The organism is Rhodococcoides corynebacterioides NBRC 14404 (genome assembly GCF_001894765.1).
Classification (GTDB): Bacteria; Actinomycetota; Actinomycetes; order Mycobacteriales; family Mycobacteriaceae; genus Rhodococcoides; species Rhodococcoides corynebacterioides.
Map to the genome: position 1 here is coordinate 72,442 of NZ_BCWV01000001.1, position 20,315 is coordinate 92,756.

At 71.5% G+C, this 20,315-nt stretch carries 22 protein-coding genes; 12 read left to right on the forward strand and 10 right to left on the reverse strand.

The features are described from left to right. Window positions 1–55: 55 nt before the first annotated feature. Window positions 56–715 carry a carbonic anhydrase gene (locus RC2_RS00350; RefSeq protein WP_068149227.1) on the forward strand — a complete coding sequence of 220 codons (660 nt, stop codon included), beginning with the start codon at window positions 56–58 and terminating at the stop codon, window positions 713–715. Window positions 716–786: 71 nt separating this feature from the next. Then, complete coding sequence (locus tag RC2_RS00355) at window positions 787–1,509, forward strand: hypothetical protein (protein ID WP_068149226.1); 723 nt, start codon at window positions 787–789, stop codon at window positions 1,507–1,509. A gap of 88 nt (window positions 1,510–1,597) precedes the next feature. On the opposite strand, the gene disA is transcribed toward RC2_RS00355, so the two are convergent. From disA to RC2_RS00370, 3 genes are all read right to left on the reverse strand, one after another. Continuing rightward, the gene (disA, locus tag RC2_RS00360; RefSeq protein ID WP_068149366.1) at window positions 1,598–2,668 is read right to left on the reverse strand and encodes a DNA integrity scanning diadenylate cyclase DisA; all 1,071 of its coding nucleotides are present in this window, start codon (window positions 2,666–2,668) and stop codon (window positions 1,598–1,600) included. A gap of 92 nt (window positions 2,669–2,760) precedes the next feature. Beyond that, a complete protein-coding gene (radA, locus tag RC2_RS00365) occupies window positions 2,761–4,251 on the reverse strand; it encodes a DNA repair protein RadA (protein ID WP_082895551.1) in 1,491 nt (496 codons plus the stop codon). A 52-nt stretch (window positions 4,252–4,303) separates the two neighbouring features. Beyond that, on the reverse strand, window positions 4,304–4,861 hold the full coding sequence (locus RC2_RS00370) for a copper chaperone PCu(A)C domain-containing protein (RefSeq protein WP_068149225.1): 558 nt from the start codon (window positions 4,859–4,861) through the stop codon (window positions 4,304–4,306). Window positions 4,862–5,114: 253 nt separating this feature from the next. On the opposite strand from RC2_RS00370, the gene carD reads away from it, so the two are divergent. The 7 genes from carD to RC2_RS00405 all read left to right on the forward strand — a co-directional run bounded on the left by carD (window position 5,115) and on the right by RC2_RS00405 (window position 10,490). Next, window positions 5,115–5,603 (forward strand): RNA polymerase-binding transcription factor CarD, encoded by a 489-nt coding sequence (gene carD / locus RC2_RS00375; RefSeq protein ID WP_068103613.1) that lies wholly within the window; start codon window positions 5,115–5,117, stop codon window positions 5,601–5,603. Between the two features lie 25 nt (window positions 5,604–5,628). Beyond that, complete coding sequence (gene ispD, locus RC2_RS00380; protein ID WP_068149223.1) at window positions 5,629–6,327, forward strand: 2-C-methyl-D-erythritol 4-phosphate cytidylyltransferase; 699 nt, start codon at window positions 5,629–5,631, stop codon at window positions 6,325–6,327. A 1-nt stretch (window position 6,328) separates the two neighbouring features. Further along, window positions 6,329–6,805: a 2-C-methyl-D-erythritol 2,4-cyclodiphosphate synthase gene (ispF, locus tag RC2_RS00385; RefSeq protein WP_068149220.1), complete on the forward strand. Its 477-nt coding sequence runs from the start codon at window positions 6,329–6,331 to the stop codon at window positions 6,803–6,805. Between the two features lie 11 nt (window positions 6,806–6,816). After that, entirely contained in the window at window positions 6,817–8,220 is a 1,404-nt protein-coding gene (cysS, locus tag RC2_RS00390) for a cysteine--tRNA ligase (RefSeq protein ID WP_068149218.1), read from the forward strand. Next, the gene (gene rlmB, locus RC2_RS00395) at window positions 8,220–9,191 is read left to right on the forward strand and encodes a 23S rRNA (guanosine(2251)-2'-O)-methyltransferase RlmB (protein WP_068149215.1); all 972 of its coding nucleotides are present in this window, start codon (window positions 8,220–8,222) and stop codon (window positions 9,189–9,191) included. Before cysS ends, rlmB begins: the two co-directional genes overlap by 1 nt. Before the next feature lie 33 nt (window positions 9,192–9,224). Further along, window positions 9,225–9,758, forward strand: a complete 534-nt coding sequence (locus tag RC2_RS00400; protein WP_068149213.1) for a dihydrofolate reductase family protein — start codon at window positions 9,225–9,227, stop codon at window positions 9,756–9,758. Window positions 9,759–9,860: 102 nt separating this feature from the next. Beyond that, window positions 9,861–10,490 (forward strand): SOUL family heme-binding protein, encoded by a 630-nt coding sequence (locus RC2_RS00405; protein ID WP_068149365.1) that lies wholly within the window; start codon window positions 9,861–9,863, stop codon window positions 10,488–10,490. Between the two features lie 64 nt (window positions 10,491–10,554). On the opposite strand, the gene RC2_RS00410 is transcribed toward RC2_RS00405, so the two are convergent. From RC2_RS00410 to RC2_RS00435, 6 genes are all read right to left on the reverse strand, one after another. Then, window positions 10,555–11,403: a 5-oxoprolinase subunit C family protein gene (locus RC2_RS00410; RefSeq protein WP_068149210.1), complete on the reverse strand. Its 849-nt coding sequence runs from the start codon at window positions 11,401–11,403 to the stop codon at window positions 10,555–10,557. 1 nt (window position 11,404) lies between these two features. Continuing rightward, complete coding sequence (locus tag RC2_RS00415) at window positions 11,405–11,998, reverse strand: 5-oxoprolinase subunit B family protein (RefSeq protein WP_068149207.1); 594 nt, start codon at window positions 11,996–11,998, stop codon at window positions 11,405–11,407. Then, the gene (locus RC2_RS00420) at window positions 11,995–12,747 is read right to left on the reverse strand and encodes a LamB/YcsF family protein (RefSeq protein WP_068149205.1); all 753 of its coding nucleotides are present in this window, start codon (window positions 12,745–12,747) and stop codon (window positions 11,995–11,997) included. The genes RC2_RS00415 and RC2_RS00420 overlap by 4 nt, the downstream gene beginning before the upstream one ends. Window positions 12,748–12,862: 115 nt before the next feature. After that, window positions 12,863–13,732: a metal ABC transporter permease gene (locus tag RC2_RS00425; RefSeq protein ID WP_068149202.1), complete on the reverse strand. Its 870-nt coding sequence runs from the start codon at window positions 13,730–13,732 to the stop codon at window positions 12,863–12,865. Window position 13,733: 1 nt separating this feature from the next. Further along, window positions 13,734–14,534 carry a metal ABC transporter ATP-binding protein gene (locus RC2_RS00430; protein WP_068149357.1) on the reverse strand — a complete coding sequence of 267 codons (801 nt, stop codon included), beginning with the start codon at window positions 14,532–14,534 and terminating at the stop codon, window positions 13,734–13,736. A 46-nt stretch (window positions 14,535–14,580) separates the two neighbouring features. Then, entirely contained in the window at window positions 14,581–15,519 is a 939-nt protein-coding gene (locus RC2_RS00435; protein ID WP_068149358.1) for a metal ABC transporter solute-binding protein, Zn/Mn family, read from the reverse strand. 167 nt (window positions 15,520–15,686) lie between these two features. Between RC2_RS00435 and RC2_RS00440 the strand changes: the two genes are divergently transcribed. Continuing rightward, entirely contained in the window at window positions 15,687–16,775 is a 1,089-nt protein-coding gene (locus RC2_RS00440; protein WP_068149199.1) for a LacI family DNA-binding transcriptional regulator, read from the forward strand. Window positions 16,776–16,779: 4 nt separating this feature from the next. Here RC2_RS00440 and otsB read toward each other — a convergent pair whose 3' ends face one another. Further along, entirely contained in the window at window positions 16,780–19,338 is a 2,559-nt protein-coding gene (gene otsB / locus RC2_RS00445; RefSeq protein WP_068149197.1) for a trehalose-phosphatase, read from the reverse strand. Between the two features lie 222 nt (window positions 19,339–19,560). On the opposite strand from otsB, the gene RC2_RS00450 reads away from it, so the two are divergent. Continuing rightward, the gene (locus tag RC2_RS00450) at window positions 19,561–19,854 is read left to right on the forward strand and encodes a WhiB family transcriptional regulator (protein WP_072680879.1); all 294 of its coding nucleotides are present in this window, start codon (window positions 19,561–19,563) and stop codon (window positions 19,852–19,854) included. 186 nt (window positions 19,855–20,040) lie between these two features. After that, window positions 20,041–20,301, forward strand: coding sequence for a DUF2277 domain-containing protein (locus RC2_RS00455; RefSeq protein WP_068149196.1), 261 nt, complete (start codon window positions 20,041–20,043; stop codon window positions 20,299–20,301). Window positions 20,302–20,315 lie beyond the last annotated feature (14 nt).

The window sequence follows — 20,315 nt, forward strand, 5'->3', positions numbered from 1 at the left end:
TCGAATGCGCCGATGGCTACGTGCGAGTAACCCATGCGTCCGTCACACTGTAAACATGTCGAACACGAGTCCCCGCGAAGCCTGGACCGCACTCGTCGAAGGGAACCGGCGCTTCGTCGCCGACACCCCCGAGCATCCCAGTCAGGGAATCGACCACCGCGCATCGTTGGTCGGCGGTCAGCATCCCTCCGCCATCGTCTTCGGGTGCGCCGATTCCCGTGTCGCCGCCGAGATCATCTTCGATCAGGGCCTCGGCGACATGTTCGTCGTGCGTACCGCCGGCCACGTCGTCGACTCCGCGGTGCTCGGCTCCATCGAGTTCGGCGTCGAGGTGCTGAACACCCCGCTGATCGTCGTGCTCGGTCACGACAGCTGCGGCGCCGTGAAGGCCACCATCGACGCGCTCGAAGCCGGCACCGTGCCGGGCGGATTCATTCGCGACATCGTCGAGCGCGTCACCCCGTCGGTGCTCGAGGCGCGCCGCGAGGGCATCGACGGCGTCGACGAGGTGGTCGCCCGCCACGTCCTCGAGACCGGCAACCTGCTCACGCAGCGTTCTCCGATCATCGAGCGCCGCATCGAATCCGGGGCGCTCGCGATCGTGGGCGCCACCTACAAGCTGTCCGACGGACGCATCGAGCTCCAGGGCGCGATCGGTGACATCGGGGAGACCGGCGTCGGCGGGTTCGAGCGGCGGGCCACGGCCGACGCCTGACGGGAAGGGCGGACCCCGACACGCCGCGCCGGTTTCGCTGTTCGTCGCGGCGCTGCACCTACGGTTGTAATGTGCTCGAGCCCAATGGACCTTTGCCCCCCGAGATCTACTGGCGCCGTCGCGCGCTGGCGATCGGCGGCGCGGTGGTGGTCATCGGGCTCGTCGTCTGGCTCGTCGTCTCGCTGACCGGAGGCGGGTCGTCGGACACGCAGTCCGCGGCCGCGTCCGCCTCGCTGGCCCCGTCCGCTGCCACCACCTACCGCCCCGACGCCTCGGCCACCGGATCCAACCAGGGTTCCGGCGGTTCGGGCGGCGGCGGTGGTGGTGGGGCCGCCGCGGCCGGCGACGCATCGTCCAGCGGCGCCACGACGACCACCACGACGTCGTCCACTCCCGTTCCGCCCGGCCAGTGCCCCGATTCCTCGCTGGCGGTCCGCGCGACGCCCGACCAGCCGTCGTACGCCGCGGGGCAGGAACCGGGATTCACCGTCGTGGTCACCAACATCGGAACCACTGCGTGCGAGCGGGATCTGGGGTCGGGGCTGCAGCAGGTCCTCGTGTACACCCTCGAGGGGCGTCGGCTCTGGTCCAACACCGACTGCTTCCCCGCCGGCGCCGCCGACCTGCGCACCCTGCGCCCCGGCGAGCAGGCCCCCTTCACGGTGAAGTGGTCCGGCACCACGTCCGAGCCGGGCTGCACCGCGCCCCGCGAACCCGTCGGCGCCGGCGCCTACTCGGTGGTGGGTCAGCTGGGTCAGCTGCGCAGCGCCCCGGAGCCGTTCAACCTCACCTGAGTTCGCTCGCGGTGCGCAGCGCAGCGGGATCCGTCGTGTGGTGCAGCGCGCGCGGAGCGAGGTGCGCTGCGCAGCGGGGCAGGACGGGTCAGTCGAAGGGGCCGGAGATGCTGGCTTCGGCCATGCGCGACAAGCCTTCTCGAATGTGGCGGGCCCAGAGCCCACCGATCCCCTCCACCGACTGCAGGTCCGCCGCCGTGGCCGCGAGCAGGGTCTGCAGCGTGCCGAACGACGTCACCAGTCGGTGGATCTGACCGAACTGCAGCCGGGGAACGCGGGTCAGCAGCCGATAGCCGCGGGGGCTCATCGGCGCGTCGAGAGCCTCGATGGTGTTGGGGTACCCCAGGGCTCGCGCGAGCACGGTCAGGTCGAGGAGGTCGACGTCGGTGAGGCGGTCGAGGGCGGCCAGTGCTCGCTCCACGGCGGCCGTAGTGGGCGGCTCGGTTCCGGCCAGGTAGTCACGCACCACGAGTTGACGCGCGATGTCGTTGTCGCCCACCAACTCCTCGAGCTGGAGCGCCAACTGCCGTCCGTCCGTCCCGAGTTCGAGGACGTTCTGCTCGATCTCCACCGACACCCGGCGCACCATCTCGAGTCGTTGCGCCACGGTGAGGGCGTCGCGGAGGGTCACCGAGTCCTCGATCTCGACGACGGAGAGCTGACGGCTCACCTCGTCCAGGCGGGCCTTGTAGCGCTCGAGCGTGGCGACGGCCTGATTGGCGCGCGAAAGGATCGTCGCGGACCCCTCGATGACGTGCCGAGTCCCACCGACGTAGACGCTGAGAATGCTCATCGACTGGCTCACCGACACCACGGGATAGCCGGTGTGAATGGCCGTGCGCTCCGCGGCACGGTGCCGGGTGCCCGACTCCACCGTGGGGATGGTGTGGTCCGGCACGAGCTGCACGTTGGCGCGCACGATGCGGGTCCCGTCGGTGGACAGCACCACCGCCCCGTCCATCTTGGACAGCTCGCGCAGACGGGTGGGGGCGAACTCGACGTCGAGCACGAAGCCGCCGTCGCAGATGGACTCCACTTCGGCGTCGTATCCCAACACGATGAGGCCGCCGGTACGGCCTCGGAGGATGCGTTCTAGTCCGTCGCGGAGAGCGGTGCCCGGCGCGAGGTCGGCGATGGCGTCCCGCAGGGTGGCGGACACGCGTGGTCGATCGTCGTCGCTCGAGCCCGCGAACGGAGGAACGGACACGGTCTCGGTCACCGCACTCCCTCCTGACCCCGGCTTTCTCCCGATCAGGGTACCGCCACGCTGTCGCTGCCCTCCGCGCGACGGTCCGACGGCCGGTCGGCATCCGTCGACGAGTCGGCTCGGCCGCGCCGTGAGCGAACCGTGGCGGCGAGGGCCTCGGCCACGGTGCCCACCGGCAGCAGGCGCATCCCGCGGGGCGCGGTGGTGGGACGCTCGCCGCCCGCGGTGTCGCGTGGCACGACCGCTCGGGTGAAGCCGAGGCGCGCGGCCTCGGCCAACCGTCGATCGACGCCCGACACCCGGCGGACCTCCCCGGCCAAACCGACCTCGCCGAGCACCACGGTGTCCGGGGGCAGGGCGACGTCGAGAACCGCGGAGGCCACGGCGAGGGTGACCGCGAGATCGACGACCGGCTCGGTGGTCCGCATGCCGCCCACCGTGGCGGCGTAGACCTCGTGGTTCCCGACCTTGATGCCGCATCGTCGCTCCAGCACGGCGAGGTTCATCGCCACCCGCGCCGCGTCGAGACCGCTGACCGCGCGGCGGGGCGTCGGCATCTGGGTGGGGGCGACCAACGCCTGGACCTCGGCGAGGAGGGCGCGCTTGCCGTCCATCGTGACCGTCACCGCCGTGCCGGGAACCGAATCGGAGCGGTGGTGGAGGAACAGACCGGACGGATCGCCGATGCCCTCGATGCCGCCCTCGCGCAGCTCGAAACACCCCACCTCGTCGGCAGCGCCGAAGCGGTTCTTCACCCCGCGGACCATGCGCAGCGTCGAGTGCTTGTCGCCTTCGAAGTGGAGCACTACGTCCACGAGGTGCTCGAGCGACCGTGGTCCGGCCACCGCGCCGTCCTTGGTGACGTGGCCGACCAGGATCACCGCCACCCCGTGCCCCTTGGCCAGCGACGTGAGCGCCGACGTGATGGCCCGCACCTGCGTGACGCCGCCGATCACCCCGTCGACGTCCGACGCCTGCATGGTCTGCACCGAGTCGACGATCACCAGGGTGGGGGACACCTGCTCGACGTGGCCGAAGATCGTCGCCAGATCGTTCTCCGCGGCGAGGAATACCCGCTCGTGGACCGCCCCGGTACGGTCCGCACGCAGGCGCACCTGGCCCGCGGACTCCTCGCCGGTGACGTAGAGCGCCACGTCCTCGGGGCTGCGCTCGGCCCACCGTCGGACGACCTCGAGCAGCAGCGTCGACTTGCCGACGCCGGGCTCACCGGCCAGCAACACCACCGAGCCGGGCACGATGCCACCGCCGAGCACGCGGTCGAGTTCCGCGACGCCGGTGGGGCGCGCGATCGACGACGTACTGGAGATCTCGGTCATCCGGCGAGCCGGCGACGTCGGGATCATCGATCCCGCACCGACTTTCGCCGCGCTGGACCCGGCGCGGCCGGTCACCGGGACGGCGAGCGTGACCTCGTCCATCGAACCCCAGGTCTCGCACTCGGGGCAGCGGCCGACCCACTTCGCGACGACGTGCGAGCAGTGAGAACAGCGATAGCTGGTGCGAGTCTTGGCCACGGGACGCACAGTAGAGGGCCGGTCCGACAGGACCGGCTCGAGGAACCGCGGATTACTCCGCGCGCGGGGTGACCGGGCCCGCGTCGACCGGCACGTCGACGCGAACCTCGCCGGCGTTCTCGAAGACGAAGGTGGCGGGCACGGTGAGGCCGGGGCGCACCTGGTCGCTCAGGTCCTCGAGGATCACGGTGAGCTCGTCGCTCTCGGGATCGGTGATCTGGCCGGCCGGGACGCCGCCGGTGACCGAGGCCTGCGGGGCGATCTCGACGCCGGACGCGGGTGCGCCCTCGAGGACGACGTCGGCAGCGTCCTCGGTCTCGATGGACACCAGGCGGTCGGCCTCGGTGGCGCTGGTGTTGATCGCGGTGAAGACCAACTCGGCGCGGCCGCCCTCTTCGAGGCGGAACTCCGAGCTGGTGGGGAAGAGCACGTGCACGTTGCGCAACTGGATGTTCGCCTGGTCCGCGCCGTTGCCGTTGATGGCGGCGACCTGCGTCGCGGTCTGGGCGATCTGTCCGGCGCCGCACGCGGACAGCGACAGGGCGGCACCGACGGCCACGGCGGCGGCCGCGACGCGAGCCGGGCGGAAGGGGCGAAGCGTTGCGGTCACTGGGTTCGTCCTCCATGTATGAGCACCGTCGGCCGATACTCGCCGACGCGGCGCTGCGCGTCCACTACGAGAGAGCGTAGTAGCCGAACCCCCCGGGTTTCCCGCTGGGGCACTCCCGGGCCCCCTCGATACACGGATCCGAAGTGGTGTCAACCCCGACGGTAAACCCCCTGCATGCTCTGACCTGCACCGTTGGCCGGAAGCCCATCGGAGGGCGTGTTAAACTGGCCATATCGAAAGGGGCTACGAACACATGATTTTCAAGGTCGGAGACACCGTCGTCTACCCGCACCACGGAGCGGCGTTGATCGAAGCTATCGAAACACGAACCATCAAGGGCGAGCAGAAGGAATACCTCGTTCTCAAGGTTGCACAGGGTGATCTGACCGTTCGAGTCCCGGCCGACAACGCCGAGTACGTCGGTGTTCGGGACGTCGTGGGCCAGGAGGGTCTGGACAAGGTGTTCCAGGTTCTGCGTGCGCCCCACACCGAGGAGCCGACCAACTGGTCGCGTCGGTACAAGGCCAACCTCGAGAAGCTGGCGTCGGGTGACGTGAACAAGGTCGCGGAGGTCGTGCGCGATCTGTGGCGTCGCGAGCAGGACCGCGGTCTGTCCGCGGGCGAGAAGCGCATGCTCGCCAAGGCCCGTCAGATCCTGGTGGGCGAGTTGGCTCTGGCCGAGGGAACGGATCAGGTCAAGGCCGACACCATTCTCGACGAGGTCCTGGCCGCGGCCTCCTGATCGCGAGCTGCACCGAGTACCGCTGATGGCGTCCGTCGCTGCTCTGGTCCCGGCTGCGGGGATGGGGCTCCGCCTCGGCGAGACCCTCCCCAAGGCGTTCGTGGACCTGGGTGGACGCACTCTTCTCGACTGGGCGCTGGACGGCCTGCTGGCCTCCGGCGCCCTGTCGCATGTGGTGGTCGTGGTCCCCGAGTTGCTGGTGGACCGCACGCGGGAGATCTGCGCCCGCACGGCCGGGGATCTGCCGATCGAGGTCGTCGTCGGCGGTGCCGAGCGCGCCGACTCGGTGCGCGCCGGTCTGCAGGCCGCCGCGCGGGCCGACGTGATCCTGGTGCACGACGCCGCCCGGTGTCTGACGCCGCCCGAGACCGTCGCCCGCGTCGTCGACGCCGTGATCGCCGGGTCGCCCGCCGTGGTGCCCGTCCTCCCGGTGGTCGACACCATGAAGTCCGTCGATGCGGACGGCGTCGTCACCGGCACCGTCGACCGCGCGTCGCTGCGGTCGGTGCAGACGCCGCAGGGCTTCGACGCCGACGTGCTTCGCCGCGCCCATGCCGCCGCCGACCACGCGACCGACGACGCCGGCCTCGTCGAGCGGCTGGGCGTCCCGGTGACCACCGTCGCCGGTCACCCCGAGGCCTTCAAGATCACCACCCCGATGGACCTGGTGCTGGCGCGTGCGGTGCTCGCGGCACGGCATCCGGTCGGAAGCGAGAGTCGCTGAGATGCGCGTGGGAATCGGTTCGGACGTCCACCCGATCGAGGTGGGCCGAGACTGCTGGATGGCCGGCCTGCGGTTCGACGACGCCGACGGGTGTTCGGGCCATTCGGACGGCGATGTCGCCGCGCACGCGCTGTGCGATGCGCTGCTGTCCGCCGCGGGGCTCGGCGACCTGGGCTCGGTGTTCGGCACGGGCAAGCCCGAGTGGGACGGGGTGAGCGGCGCGACGATGCTCACGCACGTGCGCGAGCTGTTGCTCGAGCACGGGTTCCGGGTGGGCAATGCCGCGGTCCAGATCATCGGCAACCGCCCCAAGATCGGCCCCCGACGCGCGGAGGCGCAGCAGGTGCTCTCGGCGGTGCTGGGAGCGCCGGTGTCGGTCTCGGCCACCACGACGGACGGCTTGGGACTCACCGGCCGCGGCGAGGGCATCGCGGCCGTGGCCACCGCCCTGGTCCTGGACGGACCGGTTTCCCGGTAGAATCGGCCGTCGTGACCCTGCGCCTCTACGACACCGCGACCAGGGCCGTACGGGATTTCGTTCCGTTGGCCGACGGACATGCCTCGGTGTACCTGTGTGGCGCGACGGTGCAGGGACATCCGCACATCGGCCACGTTCGGAGCGGTGTGGCGTTCGACGTCCTTCGGAGATGGCTGACGGCAACGGGTTTCGACGTGGCCTTCGTTCGCAACGTCACCGACATCGACGACAAGATCCTCGCCAAGGCCGCGGCCGCCGGCCGGCCGTGGTGGGAGTGGGCGGCCACGTTCGAGCGCTCGTTCACCTCCGCGTACGACGCACTGGGGGTGCTTCCGCCGTCCGCCGAGCCGCGCGCGACCGGGCACGTCACGCAGATGGTGGAACTGATCCAGCGCCTGATCGACGCGGGACACGCCTACGCCGCCGCCGGTGACGTCTACTTCGACGTGCAGAGTTACGCCGCCTACGGCGCGTTGTCCGGGCACAAGCTCGACGACGTCCACCAGGGCGAGTCGGTCGCCGAGGGCAAGCGGGATCCACGGGACTTCACGCTGTGGAAGGCCGCGAAGCCGGGTGAGCCGTCGTGGCCGACGCCGTGGGGGCCGGGCCGCCCGGGCTGGCACCTCGAGTGCTCGGCGATGGCCGAGGCGTATCTCGGCCGAGCGTTCGACATCCATTGCGGCGGACTCGATCTGGTGTTCCCGCACCACGAGAACGAGCTGGCTCAATCGCGGGGCGCGGGCAGCGATTTCGCCCAGTACTGGTTGCACAACGGCTGGGTCACGATGAGCGGCGAGAAGATGTCGAAGTCGCTGGGCAACGTGGTCTCGATTCCCACGATGCTCGAATCCGTTCGTCCGCAGGAACTTCGGTACTACCTCGGCAGCGCGCACTACCGGTCCATGCTCGAGTACTCGTTCGAGGCCCTGCAGGAAGCGGCGTCGGCGTATCGGAGCGTGGAGGCCTTCGTCACCCGCACCGCCGAGCGCGCCGGCGACGTCCCGGTGGGCACGTGGACGGACGCGTTCGCCGAGGCGCTCGACGACGATCTCGCGGTCCCGCGCGCCCTCGCGGAGATCCACCGTCTCCGCCGCGAGGGCAACACGGCGCTGGCCGCCGGCGACCTCCCCGCGGCCGTCGCCGCGGCGTCGTCGGTACGCGCCATGGCGGCCGTGCTCGGCGTCGATCCTCTCGATCCGCACTGGCGCGGTTCCAGCACCGACACCTCGGCGGAGCATGCCGCGCTGGGTGCGCTCGTGGCCGACGACCTCGACCTGCGTGCGACGGCCAAGGCCGCGAAGGACTGGGCGACCGCGGATCGGATCCGGGACCGTCTGGCCGGCGCGGGCGTGCAGATCACCGACACCCCCGACGGCCCCGAGTGGTCGATCGCGGCGAAGGATGTGGAGAAGTAATGGCAGGCAATTCGGCTCGACGTGGCGCCGTCCGCAAGTCGGGAACCAAGAAGGGCCAGGTCGTCGGCTCCGGCGGCAAGCGCCGCAAGGGGCTCGAGGGTCGCGGCGCGACGCCTCCCGCGTCCGAGCGCACCAAGCATCCCGCGGCGCGCCGCGCCCGCGCCGCCGCCAACGCCGGCGGGCCGTCGTCGGGTGGGCGTGGACGTCCGCCGGTACGCAAGACCGAGGACGGACCGGAGAACGTGCTCGGCCGCAACCCGGTTCTCGAGTGCCTGCGGGCCGGGGTGCCGGCCACCGCGCTGTACGTGGCGTCGGGCACCGAGGCGGACGATCGACTCAAGGAGAGCGTGCAGATCGCCGCGGACAACGGCATCTCCATCCTCGAGGTCTCCCGCACCGACCTCGACCGGATGAGCGCCAACGGCATGCACCAGGGCATCGCCCTGCAGGTGCCGCCGTACCGCTACGCCCATCCCGACGACCTGCTGGCGCAGGCCCGGAGTCGTCAGGAACCCGCGCTGCTCGTGGCGCTGGACAACATCTCCGACCCGCGCAACCTCGGTGCCGTCGTGCGGTCCGTCGCCGCGTTCGGTGGCCACGGTGTGGTCATCCCGCAGCGGCGCAGCGCCAGCGTCACGGCCGTCGCGTGGCGTACCAGCGCCGGTGCGGCCGCACGGCTGCCGATCGCCCGCGCGACCAACCTGACCCGCACGTTGAAGAGCTGGGCCGATCAGGGCGTCCAGGTGGTCGGACTCGACGCGGGCGGCGACACCACGCTGGACGCGTACGACGGCTCGGGTCCGGTGGTCGTGGTGGTCGGGTCCGAGGGCAAGGGGCTCTCGCGCCTGGTCCGCGAGACCTGCGACCACGTGCTGTCCATTCCGATGGCCGGCGAGGTGGAATCGCTGAATGCGTCCGTCGCGGCGGGTGTCGTGCTCGCGGACATCGCGCGGCAGCGCCGGGGGCTGTAGCGCGGTGTCGGACCCCCGTCGCACACTGGCGGGATGAGCCGCGCCACGTACTACACCGCCTGTTCCCTGGACGGATTCCTCGCGACGGAGGACGACTCGCTCGACTGGCTGTTCCGACAGCGAATCGACGAGGACGGCCCCATGAATCACGGTGCCTTCATGGCCGGGGTGGGCGCCCTGGTGATGGGCGCCACCACCTACGCGTGGGTGGTCGATCACGGTGAGCGCACCGGTGAACCGTGGGCGTACACGGTGCCGACGTGGGTGGTCACCCACCGGCAGTTCCCGCCGACCGAGAACGACGTGCGGTTCGTGTCCGGGGACGTCGAGTCCTGGTGGCCCGGCGTCGTCGACTCGGCCGGTGATCGCGAGATCTGGGTGGTGGGTGGTGGTGACCTGGCCGGGCAGATCGCCGACGCGGGTCACCTCGACCGGATGCTGGTCCAGTACGCCCCGGTGACCCTCGGATCCGGGCGTCCACTGCTGCCGCGGGTGCAGGATTTCGCGCTGGTCGACGTGGTGCGGAACCAGGACTTCGTGTGCGCGGAGTTCGCGGTGGTGCGGTAGGGGCCGAGCGGCGCCCCGGTTTCGATCGGGCGCCTCCGATCGGGGGAGCCGCTGCAGAACGGGGGAGCCGCTCGCATCCGGTCCGCGCGTACCGTGGGCGACATGCTGCAACGCGTGACGACGGTGGCGACGCAGGTGGCCGAATCGGTGCTGGGAATCGTGGGGGTCCGAGTGGGGACGGAGGAGCCGCCGCACACGTCGGAGGCGCTGACCGACGCGGTGGAGATCCGGCGCTACGAGGCGCGGATCGCCGCGGAAACCACGGTCGAGGGGGACGAGGAGCAGGCCCGGAACGAGGGGTTCCGCCGTCTCGCCGGCTACATCTTCGGTCGGAACCGGGCGTCGGAGAGCATTGCCATGACCGCGCCCGTGGCACAGTCGTCGTCCCGGTCGCAGACCATCGCGATGACAGCGCCGGTGTCGCGCGCGGCCACGGACGCCGGATGGGTGATCCGGTTCTTCATGCCGTCGCGGTGGACCATGGCGACGTTGCCCGTTCCGGAGGACGACCGGGTGCGGCTGGTCGAGGTGCCGCCCGAGACGGTGGCCGTCGTCCGATTCAGCGGTGATCGCGGGGCCGATGCGGTGGCAACCCGCACCGACGAGCTGCTGTCGACACTGCGGGAGCGCGGCATCGAGACCACGGGTGAGCCGATGTCGTGGTTCTACGACCCGCCGTGGACGGTGCCGTTCCGTCGTCGCAACGAGGTAGCCGTGCCCATCGCACGGTGAGCGGCTCCCCGGTTCCGATCGGGCACCTCCGATCGGGGGAGCCGCTGCGCAACCGGGGAGCCGCTCAGCGGGTGAAGCGCAGGGTGCTGCCGGGCCGGGCCTGCGCGGCGAGGTTCACGTCCGCGGCCACGACCACCGCGATCACGGGGTAGCCGCCGGTCACGGGGTGATCGGCGAGGAACAGCACGGGCAGGCCCGACGGCGGGACCTGCAGTGCGCCCGGCACCATGCCTTCGCTGGGGAGTTCGTCGTCGCGGCTGCGGCGGAGGGGCTCGTCGGCGGTCAGCCGGACGCCGACGCGGTTGCTGTCGGGTGTGACCGCCCAGGCCGTGCCGAGCAGGTGGTCGAGGGCGTCGGGTGCGAACCAGTCGGCGCGCGGACCGGGGACGACGCGGAGCGGCCGGTCGGGCAGCTGGTACGGGTTCAGGTCGGTGGCGGGCTCGTCGCCGTACTCGGACCCGACGCCGAGGACGTCGCCGTCGGCGAGCGGGGGCGGCCCGATGCCCGACAGCGCGTCGGTGGCGCGGCTGCCCAGCACACGCGGGACGTCGATGCCGCCGCGCACGGCGAGGTAGGCGCGCAGGCCGGTGGGGGCGACGTCGAGTCGGATCTCGGCGCCGGCCGTGACGACGACCGCCGTGCCCGGCCCCTGGCGGACGCCGTCGACGAACCACGGGACGGGTGCGCCGGTGAGCGCGACGAGGAGGGCGCTGTCGGTGCGGACGACGAGCCCACCGAGGGTGACCTCCAGGGTGGCGGCGTGAACGTCGTTGCCCACCAACCGGTTCGCGGCGTCGTGCGACCAGCGGTCGGCAGCGCCGGACCGACCGACCCCGAGCGACGCCCACCCGGGGCGCCCGCGGTCCTGCACCGTCGTGGACGGGCCGGTGGCGACCACGGTCAGCGTCCCCATGTCAGCCCACCTGCCGGAACTGCACCCGCGTACCGGGGACGATCAGCGCGGGCGGGTCGCGGTCGACGGACCACAGCGCGGCGTCGGTGCGTCCGATGAGCTGCCACCCGCCGGGTGACGACGACGGGTAGACGGCCGAATAGTTCCCGGCCAGGGCGACGGAGCCGGCCGGGACGGAGGTGCGGGGGTCGCGTCGTCGGGGAACGTCGAGCGCGAGATCGCTGACCAGGTAGGCGAATCCGGGGGAGAAGCCGCAGAAGGCCGCCGTCCAGACGCTGCCGGTGTGGTCGGCGACGACGTCCCGTCCGGTGGCGTCGCGGACGGCCTCGAGGTCGGGTCCGTCGTACACCACGTCGAGGGTCACCAGGTCGCCGCTCGTGTCGGACGGGTCCGCGGGTGGGGTCGAGCGCAGCCATCGTGCGACGGCCTCGGGGTCGGCGTCGTCGGTGAGGACGGCGAGCACCGTGGTGGCGGCGGGCACCAGCTCGGCGATGCCCGCGTGACCGGCGGCCCACCCGGCGTGGTGCCCGGCGACGTCCCGGGTGTCGTCGAGGTCCACCAGCAGTGCGCGGTCACCGACGCGATGGATCTTCATGTGAACGGAACCGGCTCGATACCGTGGCGCTGCAACAGTTCTCGGACTGCGTGCGCCATGTCCACGGAGGCGGGGGTGTCTCCGTGCAGGCAGACCGAGTCGGCGTGCACCGTGACCTCGGAGCCGTCGATCGCGGTGACCGTGCCCTCGGTGACCAGTCGTAGGACGCGGCGGGCGACGTCGTCGACGTCGTGCAGGACGGCGCCCGGTTCGCGCCGGGACACCAGGGTGCCCTCCGGGGTGTAGGCGCGGTCGGCGAAGGCCTCGGGGACTGCGCGCAACCCGGCCGCCTCGGCCCGGCGCAGGAACTCCGAGCCCGGCAGGCCCAGGACCGGGAGGGACGCGTCGTACTCCGTCACGGCGTCGACCACCGCCTGCGCCTGCGCGTCGTGGTGGACGATCGTGTTGTAGAGCGCCCCATGTGGTTTGACGTAGGACGCCCGTCCGCCCGCCACCCGTGCGAGTCCGTCCAGCGCGCCGAGCTGGTAGATCACGTCGGCGGTGAGGTCCTCGGCGGTGACGTCGACGAACCGCCGCCCGAACCCCACCAGGTCGTGATAGCCCACCTGGGCGCCGATCCGCACTCCGGCCGACACCGCCTCGCGGCAGGTCCGCAGGAGAGTCGTCGGGTCCCCGGCGTGGAAGCCGCACGCGATGTTGGCGCTGGTGACGACGGCGAGCATGGCGGCGTCGTCACCGAGGGTCCAGGTGCCGTAGCCCTCACCGAGATCCGCATTGAGGTCCACCATGATCCGAGCCTAGAGGGTCCCGCGCTGCCGGTGTGCTCGCGCGCTGCCTGCGGTCAGCGCGGGAACGTACTCGCAGCGCGGGAGGGGAGGGGCGGGCGCGGGAAGGAAGGGAGAGTCAGGCCGCTGCCGGCACCCGCGCCGGTGTCCGACGCCCGACGGCCCGGCAGACGAGGTAGATCACGAAGGAGATGGTGGTGACGAAGGTGGAGACGGGCACCCCCGGCGCCAGGGACAGCAGGATCCCGCCCACCGCGGCGACCTCGGCGAAGACGACCGACAGGACGGTGGCGGTGACGGGGTTGGCGGTGACGCGGGAGGCCGCGGCGGCCGGGGTGATGAGGAGGGAGAGCACCAGCAGTGCCCCGACGATCTGCACGCCCAGCGCGCAGGCCACGCCCACGAGCACCGCGAACACGATCGACAGCGCGCGCATGGGGACGCCGCGGGCCTCGGCGCCCTCCGGGTCCGTACTGGCGAACAGCAGCGGCCGGTAGACGACCAGCAGCACCAGCAGAACCACCACGGCGACACCGAGGAGCAGCCCCAGGCCGGTGCTGCCGACGCCGACGATCTGGCCCACGAGCAGCGAGAACGACGTGCCGGTGCGGCCCGGGTAGGCCCAGAGGAACAGCACGGACAGGCCCAGGCCGAAGCTCATGATGACGCCGATGACGGAGTCGCGTTCGCGCGCGCGGCGCCCGAGCAGCGCGAACAGTACGGCCGCGATCACCGAGCCCAGGATCGCGCCGACGCCGACGGCGAGGCCGGCGAGCAGCGCCGCCGATGCGCCCGTCAGGGACAGCTCGGACGAGCCGTGGACGGCGAAGGACCACTGCCGGCTCACGATGAGCGGACCGAGGACCCCGGCCAGCACGCCGAGCACGGCCGCGGCGAGGAGAGCCTGCTGGACGAAGTCGTAGGTCAGCAGGTCGGCCGTCGTGCCGAAGTCGAGCGCCTTGCTCAGCGCGTCGAGGACCTTGTCCACGTCAGATCTCTTCCGTCGGGTGGTGGGCTCCCGCGGCGCCGAGCGCGTCCATCGCGTCGCCCGTGCCGACGACCACCAGGCGGCCGCGGACCCGGAGCACGTCGACGTCGGTGTCGTAGAGCTCGGAGAGCACCTCGGAGGTCATGACCTCGTCGGTGGTGCCGATGCGGAACTTGCCGTCCACGAGGTAGACGATGCGGTCGACGATCGGCAGGATCGGGTTGATCTCGTGCGTCACGAACACCACGGCCGTGCCGTGGGCGCGTCGTCGCCGGTCGATGAGGTGGGCCACCACCTGCTGGTTGGCGAGGTCGAGGCTGAGCAGCGGCTCGTCGCACAGGAGGACCGCGGGGTCGCCGACCAGCGCCTGGGCGACGCGCAGACGCTGCTGCTCGCCGCCGCTCAGCTGTCCCAGCGGGGCGTCGGCGAACTGCTCGGCGCCGACGGATGCGATGGCGGCGTCGACCGCGTCCCGACGCGCGGCGCGGCCGCGCAGGCCGATGCCCCAGCGATGACCGTCCCAGCCCAGCCCCACGAAGTCGCGTCCACGCAGGGGCACGCCCTCGTCGATCGCCTTCTGCTGCGGGACGTACCCGACCGACGCGCGTCCGCCCACGATCTCGGCGGTCCCGGACGAAAGTCGGTTCTGCCCGAGCAGCACCTTCAGCAGCGACGTCTTGCCCGAGCCGTTGGGTCCGAGCACCGCCACGAACTCCCCGGGGGCGACCTCCAGGTCCAGATCGGACCACAGCACCCGCTCCCCGTAGGCCAGCGTGGCGCCCTGGAGTCGAACCGCGGTCACCGGGCCTCCGTCGTCGAGCACGAGCGTGTCACCGATACAGAGTGCCCTACGCGACGCCGAGCGCGTCGGCGAGGCTCTGCGCGGCGTCGCGCTGCCACTCCAGGTAGGTGACGCCCTCGGGCAGGGTCTCGGTCACCTCGACCACGGGGACGTCGTTCTCCTCCGCGACGCGGCGCACGTCGGCGGTCACGTTGTCCTCGGTCTGCACGTTGTAGACGAGCACGTCGACGGACCGTGAGGTGAACAGGTCGCGGGTCGCGGCGATGGCGGCGGGCGACGGATCGTTGCCGTCCTCGATCGCGTTCTCGAAGTCCTCCGGGGTCCGGTCGTCCAGGCCGGCGAGCTCGAGCAGATAGTGCGCGATGGGCTCGGTCTGCGCGACGGGGGCATCGGGGCGCTGCTGCGCGATGCGGTCCGTGATGTCGGTGACCTCGTGGACCTGCTCGTGGAAGGCCTCGGCGTTGTCCGCGTAGTACGACGCGTTGTCCGGGTCGATCGTGCCGAGCTGCTCGGCGACGGCCTCGGCGGTGGCGGCGGCGATCTCGGGGTCGTACCAGACGTGCTCGTTCTCGCCGGCATGGTCGTGACCGGCGTGATCACCGTCGGCGTGGGCAGTGTCCGCCTCCCCACCGTCGGCGTGGTCGTGGCCGTGATCGCCGAGGAACGAATAGGCGTCCACGCTGGGCACGTCGGAGGCCGAGGCCAGGACGTCGTCGACGAACTCGTCGTACCCGCCGCCGTTGTAGACCACCAGCGACGCCTCGGACAGTGCTGCGGCGTCGCCGGGGCTGGCCTCGTAGGAGTGCGGGTCGGCGGACGGGTCCGCGATGATGGCCCGCACGTCGGCCCGGTCGCCGGCGACGGCTTCGGCCACGGATCCCCACACGTTGGTCGAGGCGACGACGATGGGCCGGCCCCCGCTCTCGCCGCCGGGGGAGTCCGACGTGCCGCATCCGGCCAGGACGGTGGCGGCGGCTGCGGTCATCGCGATCGCGGCGATGCCGGTACGGGGCGAGAATGCGGACACGGGGGTACTCCTGAAGGGCTCAGTTGTTAACGGTAATCGTTGTCGCAACTGTAACCCCGACCCCGGTCGGATCACGAATCCGCGCCCCTGGTGACGAGGGCTCGGGCACCGGATACCGTCGCATCATGGCGAGGTCGAAGGAACCGCGACGGGTGGCGACCCTCGCGTCGTTGGCCGCCGAGCTCAACGTCTCGCGGACCACGGTGTCCAACGCCTACAACCGGCCCGATCAGCTCTCGCCCGAGATGCGCGAACGGGTTCTGCACGCCGCCCGTGCCCGCGGGTATCCCGGTCCGGACCCGGTCGCGCGATCGCTGCGCACCCGGCGGGCCGGGGCCGTCGGCCTGGTGCTCACCGAGGCGCTGAGCTACTCCTTCAGCGACCCCGCCGCCGTGCGGTTCCTGACCGGCCTCGCCGAGGAGTGCGAATCGGCGGGCCGCGGGTTGCTCCTCATCCCCGCGGGCCCGGCGGCCACACCCGAGGACGCGGCGGCCGTGGTGCAGCAGGCGGGCGTCGACGCCTTCGTCGTCTACTCGGTGTCCGACGACGATCCGCATCTCACCGCCGTCCGGGAGCGACATCTGCCGACCGTGGTGTGCGACCAACCGCGCGATGCGGCCGACACCTCGCTCGTGGGGATCGACGACCGGACGGCGATGCGCGAACTCGCGGAACAGGTGTTCGCGCAGGGCCATCGGAGCATCGTGGTGCTGTGCATGCGGTTGCGGCGCGACCGCCACGACGGCGTGGTCGACGCGAACCGCCTGTCCGCCATCACGTTCCACGTCCAGCGCGAGCGCATCGCCGGGGTGCGCGACGCCGCCGTCGCCGCGGGCGTGCCCGATGCGTTCACCGTGGTCGAACGCTTCGAGAACACCCGCCCGGCCGGCCGGTCCGCCGCGGCCGAGGCGCTCGGCGCCGTTCCCGGCGCCACCGCCGTGATCTGCACGTCGGACGTGCTCGCCCTCGGCGCGCTCGATCACTGTGCCGCGCAGGGCATCTCGATACCGGACGCGCTCTCGGTGACCGGGTTCGACGGCGTCGACGACGCCGAACGGGCCGGCCTGACGACGGTCCGTCAGCCCGTCGTCGAGAAGGGTCGGCTGGTCGGCGAGATCGTGCTGGGCGTCAGCCATTCCGGCGTCGATCGCACCGAGCACCTGCCCACCACGCTGGTGCCGGGGCGCACGCTGGGCCCGCCGCGGCAGAACTGATCGGTTACCGCTCCGCCGACAGCAACTGCGCGCACCGCAGCAACCCGAGGTGCGAGTAGGCCTGCGGGTGATTGCCCAGGGACCGCTCGGCCACGGGGTCGTATTCCTCGCTGAGCAGTCCGGTGGGCCCGGCGGCGGCGACCAGCTGGGTGAAGAGGGCCTCCGCCGGCTGTCGCTGGCCGATCAGCAGGTACGCCTCGACCAGCCACGCCGCGCAGAGGTGGAAGCCGCCCTCGCCGCCGGGCAGGCCGTCGTCGTGGTGGTAGCGGTAGACCGTGGCGCCACTGCGCAGTTCGGCCTCGGTGGCGAGCACGGTGGCCTGGAAACGCGGGTCGTCCGGGTCGATCAGGCCGGACAGGCCGATGTGCAGGGTGGCGGCGTCGAGGTCGGTGCCGTCGTAGGCCGCGGTGTAGGACTGCGCCTCGTCGTTCCATCCCTGCTCGCGCACCTGCTGGGCGATGACGTCGCGCAGCGTGGTCCACCCGAGCTGGGCCTCGCGGCCGTACGTCTCGGCCAGCGTGAGGGCGCGGTCCACGGTCAACCAGCACATGACCTTCGAGTAGACGTGGTGGCGCGGGTTTCCGCGGATCTCCCAGATGCCGTGATCCGGCTCGGCCCACCGTCGTTCGACGGCGTCGACCATGGCCCGCACCAACTCCCAGTCCCGGTCGGGCAGTGCCACGGCGGGGTCGGTGACGCCCGCCGCGGTGCGGGTGGCCGCGAGCGTGTGGATCAGGTCGACGATCGGGCCGAAGACGTCGAGCTGCACCTGCTGGTTGGCCGCGTTGCCGACGCGCACGGGTCGCGACCCGGCGTACCCGGGCAGGACGTCGATGACGGCCTCGGGCGGCAGCGTCTGCCCCCACAGCGTGTACAGCGGGTGCAGGCGCTCGGGGCCGGGGACGGTGGCGAGCACGTCGTGCACCCAGCCGAGGTAGGCCTCGGCCTCGGACGTCGATCCGAGCGAGACCAGAGCGGAGGCGGTGAGGGCGGCGTCGCGGAGCCAGCAGTAGCGGTAGTCCCAGTTGCGGACGCCGCCGATCTCCTCGGGCAGCGAGGTGGTGGCCGCCGCCATGATGGAACCGGAGTCGGCGTGGACCAGGCCGCGCAGCGTGAGAGCCGAGCGCTTCATCAGGTCCGGCTTGAGCGGCGGCAGGGACAGGCCCGCGGCCCACTCGCTCCAGTAGGCCTCGGCCTGCGCGCGACGCTCCGGCTCCGGCACTGCCGACGGCCCCAGATCCTCGGTGCCACAGCGTAGTTCGAGTACGACGGGCCCGGCCGACGGATCGATCTCCGCGCGCGCGGTCTCCTGCCCGTGTTCGATGGTGATGGACCAGTCGAGTCCCGGCGCCCGCAGCACCATCGGATCGTTGGTGCCGTGGATGCGCAGGCCTTCGTCCTCCGGTTCGAGACGCATGCGCGCCTGACCGAACTCCGGCCGCGGTGCGAACGTCACGACGGCCTTCGCCGTCCCGGTGACGACGCGGGTGAAGTCGGTGCGTCCGGGCGCGACGTCGTGCGCGAGGTAGTCGGTGACCTGCAGGCTCGCCCACCGGGTCTGCACCGTCATCGTGCTGTCGAGGTACTGCTGGCTGAGCGGCAACGAGGGCCGCGCCGGGCCCACGGTGAAGTGGCCGGCCTCGTCCCCGCCGAGCAGGTGCGCGAACACCGCGGCCGAATCGGGCTCCGGGTGACAGAGCCAGGTGAGGGACGCGTCGGGAGTGAGCAGGGCGACCGACCGCGGGCTCGCCACCATCGTCAGCCGTTCGATGCGCGGGGCGTCGGCGCCGGAGAGCCACCGACGACGCTCCTCGGTGAGGAAGGCCAGGGCGGCCGCGACGTCCTCGGTGCTCTCGACGCGGTATTCCGCGAGCGAGTCGCCCGGACCGACCTTGACGCCGATGTCGGGTCCGTGCAGGCGGCGGAACGCCTTCTCGTCGGTGACGTCGTCGCCGAAGAACAGCGCCGCCGACGCGCCCCCGCGGTGGCGGAGGATGTCGAGCGCCTGCCCCTTGTCGGTGACGATGACGGCGAGTTCGATCACGGACTTGCCCTCGGTGACCTGCACTCCGTCCCACTGTGCGACGCCGTCGCGCACGGCGGTCAGGGCGCGCTCGCCTACCTCCGGGTCGGCGTTGCGGACATGCAGGGCGACGCTGGCGGGCTTGGTCTCGACGGTGATGTGCTCGCCCTGCGCGGCAATGCTGCGGAGCTCGGCGATCAGCCGCTCGAGGAGTGCCTTCGCGTCGTCGCCGAGTTCGGTGACGAACCCCGCGTCGAACTCGGAGCCGTGGCTGCCGACCAGCTGCACCTCGACGGGGAGGCGCGACAGAATGGCGAGGTCGCGCAGGGCGCGGCCGGAGATGACGGCGGCGTCGGTGTGGTCGAGCCCGGCGAGCGTGCGCAACGCACGGACCGACTCGGGGTGGGGGAACGCCTTCTGCGGGTCCGAGACGAGTGGGGCCATGGTGCCGTCGTAGTCCGAGGCGACCAGCAGTCGCGGCACCCTCGCGATGCTCACGAGGGCGCGGCGCAGTGTCAGGGGCAGATCGGCGGCGCTCACCGGACAGAATCTAGGCCACCGGGGGGCGCGACGACGCATCGGGAGAGACGGTTCCCGCCCCGTCGTGGGCCCGCGAGGCCGCCGCGCCCGGCGCCGGGACCGGCGAATGCGGCACGCGTGATTGTTTCGGAGAATTCTCCGTTAACTTCGGAGTTGTTTCTTCGTAATGTCATACTGCCACCGTGACGAGCGCGTCGACGTAATCGGAGTTCGAGGAGTGTCATGTCCAAGCCCGTTCGTTTGCCGGAGCCGGTGACCACCACGTGGGAGTGGCAGATGCACGGCCTCTGTCGAGGCATGGATTCGGCGGTCTTCTTTCACCCCGAAGGTGAACGCGGACACAAGCGTGCTGCACGAGAAGAGCAGGCCAAGCGGGTGTGCGCCCAGTGCCCCGTGCTGCAGCGATGCCGCGAGTACGCCGTGACCGCGGGTGAGCCGTACGGAGTCTGGGGCGGAATGTCGGCACCGGAGCGAATGCTCGCGGAGAGTATTCAGGACAATCGCGCAATAGGCTGAACGAGCGACACGGAAGCGTCGTCGCCCGGATGTCGACCGCAAGAATCGGGAGAAAAACCGAATTGCGGAGCGGATCATCGGGAATTCGACCGCAGTGCCGTTCGCGGCGGAATCGAAGGGGATTCGCGGGAATCCGCTGATTCTCGGGTGTTCCCTCCGTGGGGTCGTGGGTCTACCGTCGAGACCATGTGCAGGAACATCACCGAGCTGCGCGGACTCGAACCGGCGGCGACGGAGGACGAGATCGAAGCCGCGGCGCGGCAGTACGTGCGGAAGGTCAGCGGACTGCGCACGCTGTCCGAGGCCAACCGTGAGCCGTTCGAGGCTGCCGTGGCCGAGGTCACGGCGTCGACCCGTCGGCTGCTCGCGACGTTGCCGCCGCGCCGACAGCCGCCGAAGACCGAACCCCCGCTTCGACGCCTGGCCCAGAGCGCCGCGACGGCCTAGCCGGGGAGACCGGT

Bases quoted from the DNA above. Each gene is read 5' to 3' on its own strand.
- RC2_RS00350 (WP_068149227.1), top strand. From the start codon at position 56: ATGTCGAACACGAGTCCCCGCGAAGCCTGGACCGCACTCGTCGAAGGG.
- carD (WP_068103613.1), top strand. From the start codon at position 5,115: ATGATTTTCAAGGTCGGAGACACCGTCGTCTACCCGCACCACGGAGCG.
- ispD (WP_068149223.1), top strand. From the start codon at position 5,629: ATGGCGTCCGTCGCTGCTCTGGTCCCGGCTGCGGGGATGGGGCTCCGC.
- ispF (WP_068149220.1), top strand. From the start codon at position 6,329: ATGCGCGTGGGAATCGGTTCGGACGTCCACCCGATCGAGGTGGGCCGA.
- rlmB (WP_068149215.1), top strand. From the start codon at position 8,220: ATGGCAGGCAATTCGGCTCGACGTGGCGCCGTCCGCAAGTCGGGAACC.
- RC2_RS00400 (WP_068149213.1), top strand. From the start codon at position 9,225: ATGAGCCGCGCCACGTACTACACCGCCTGTTCCCTGGACGGATTCCTC.
- RC2_RS00405 (WP_068149365.1), top strand. From the start codon at position 9,861: ATGCTGCAACGCGTGACGACGGTGGCGACGCAGGTGGCCGAATCGGTG.
- RC2_RS00410 (WP_068149210.1), bottom strand. From the start codon at position 11,403: ATGGGGACGCTGACCGTGGTCGCCACCGGCCCGTCCACGACGGTGCAG.
- RC2_RS00415 (WP_068149207.1), bottom strand. From the start codon at position 11,998: ATGAAGATCCATCGCGTCGGTGACCGCGCACTGCTGGTGGACCTCGAC.
- RC2_RS00420 (WP_068149205.1), bottom strand. From the start codon at position 12,747: ATGGTGGACCTCAATGCGGATCTCGGTGAGGGCTACGGCACCTGGACC.
- RC2_RS00435 (WP_068149358.1), bottom strand. From the start codon at position 15,519: ATGACCGCAGCCGCCGCCACCGTCCTGGCCGGATGCGGCACGTCGGAC.
- RC2_RS00440 (WP_068149199.1), top strand. From the start codon at position 15,687: ATGGCGAGGTCGAAGGAACCGCGACGGGTGGCGACCCTCGCGTCGTTG.
- RC2_RS00450 (WP_072680879.1), top strand. From the start codon at position 19,561: ATGTCCAAGCCCGTTCGTTTGCCGGAGCCGGTGACCACCACGTGGGAG.
- RC2_RS00455 (WP_068149196.1), top strand. From the start codon at position 20,041: ATGTGCAGGAACATCACCGAGCTGCGCGGACTCGAACCGGCGGCGACG.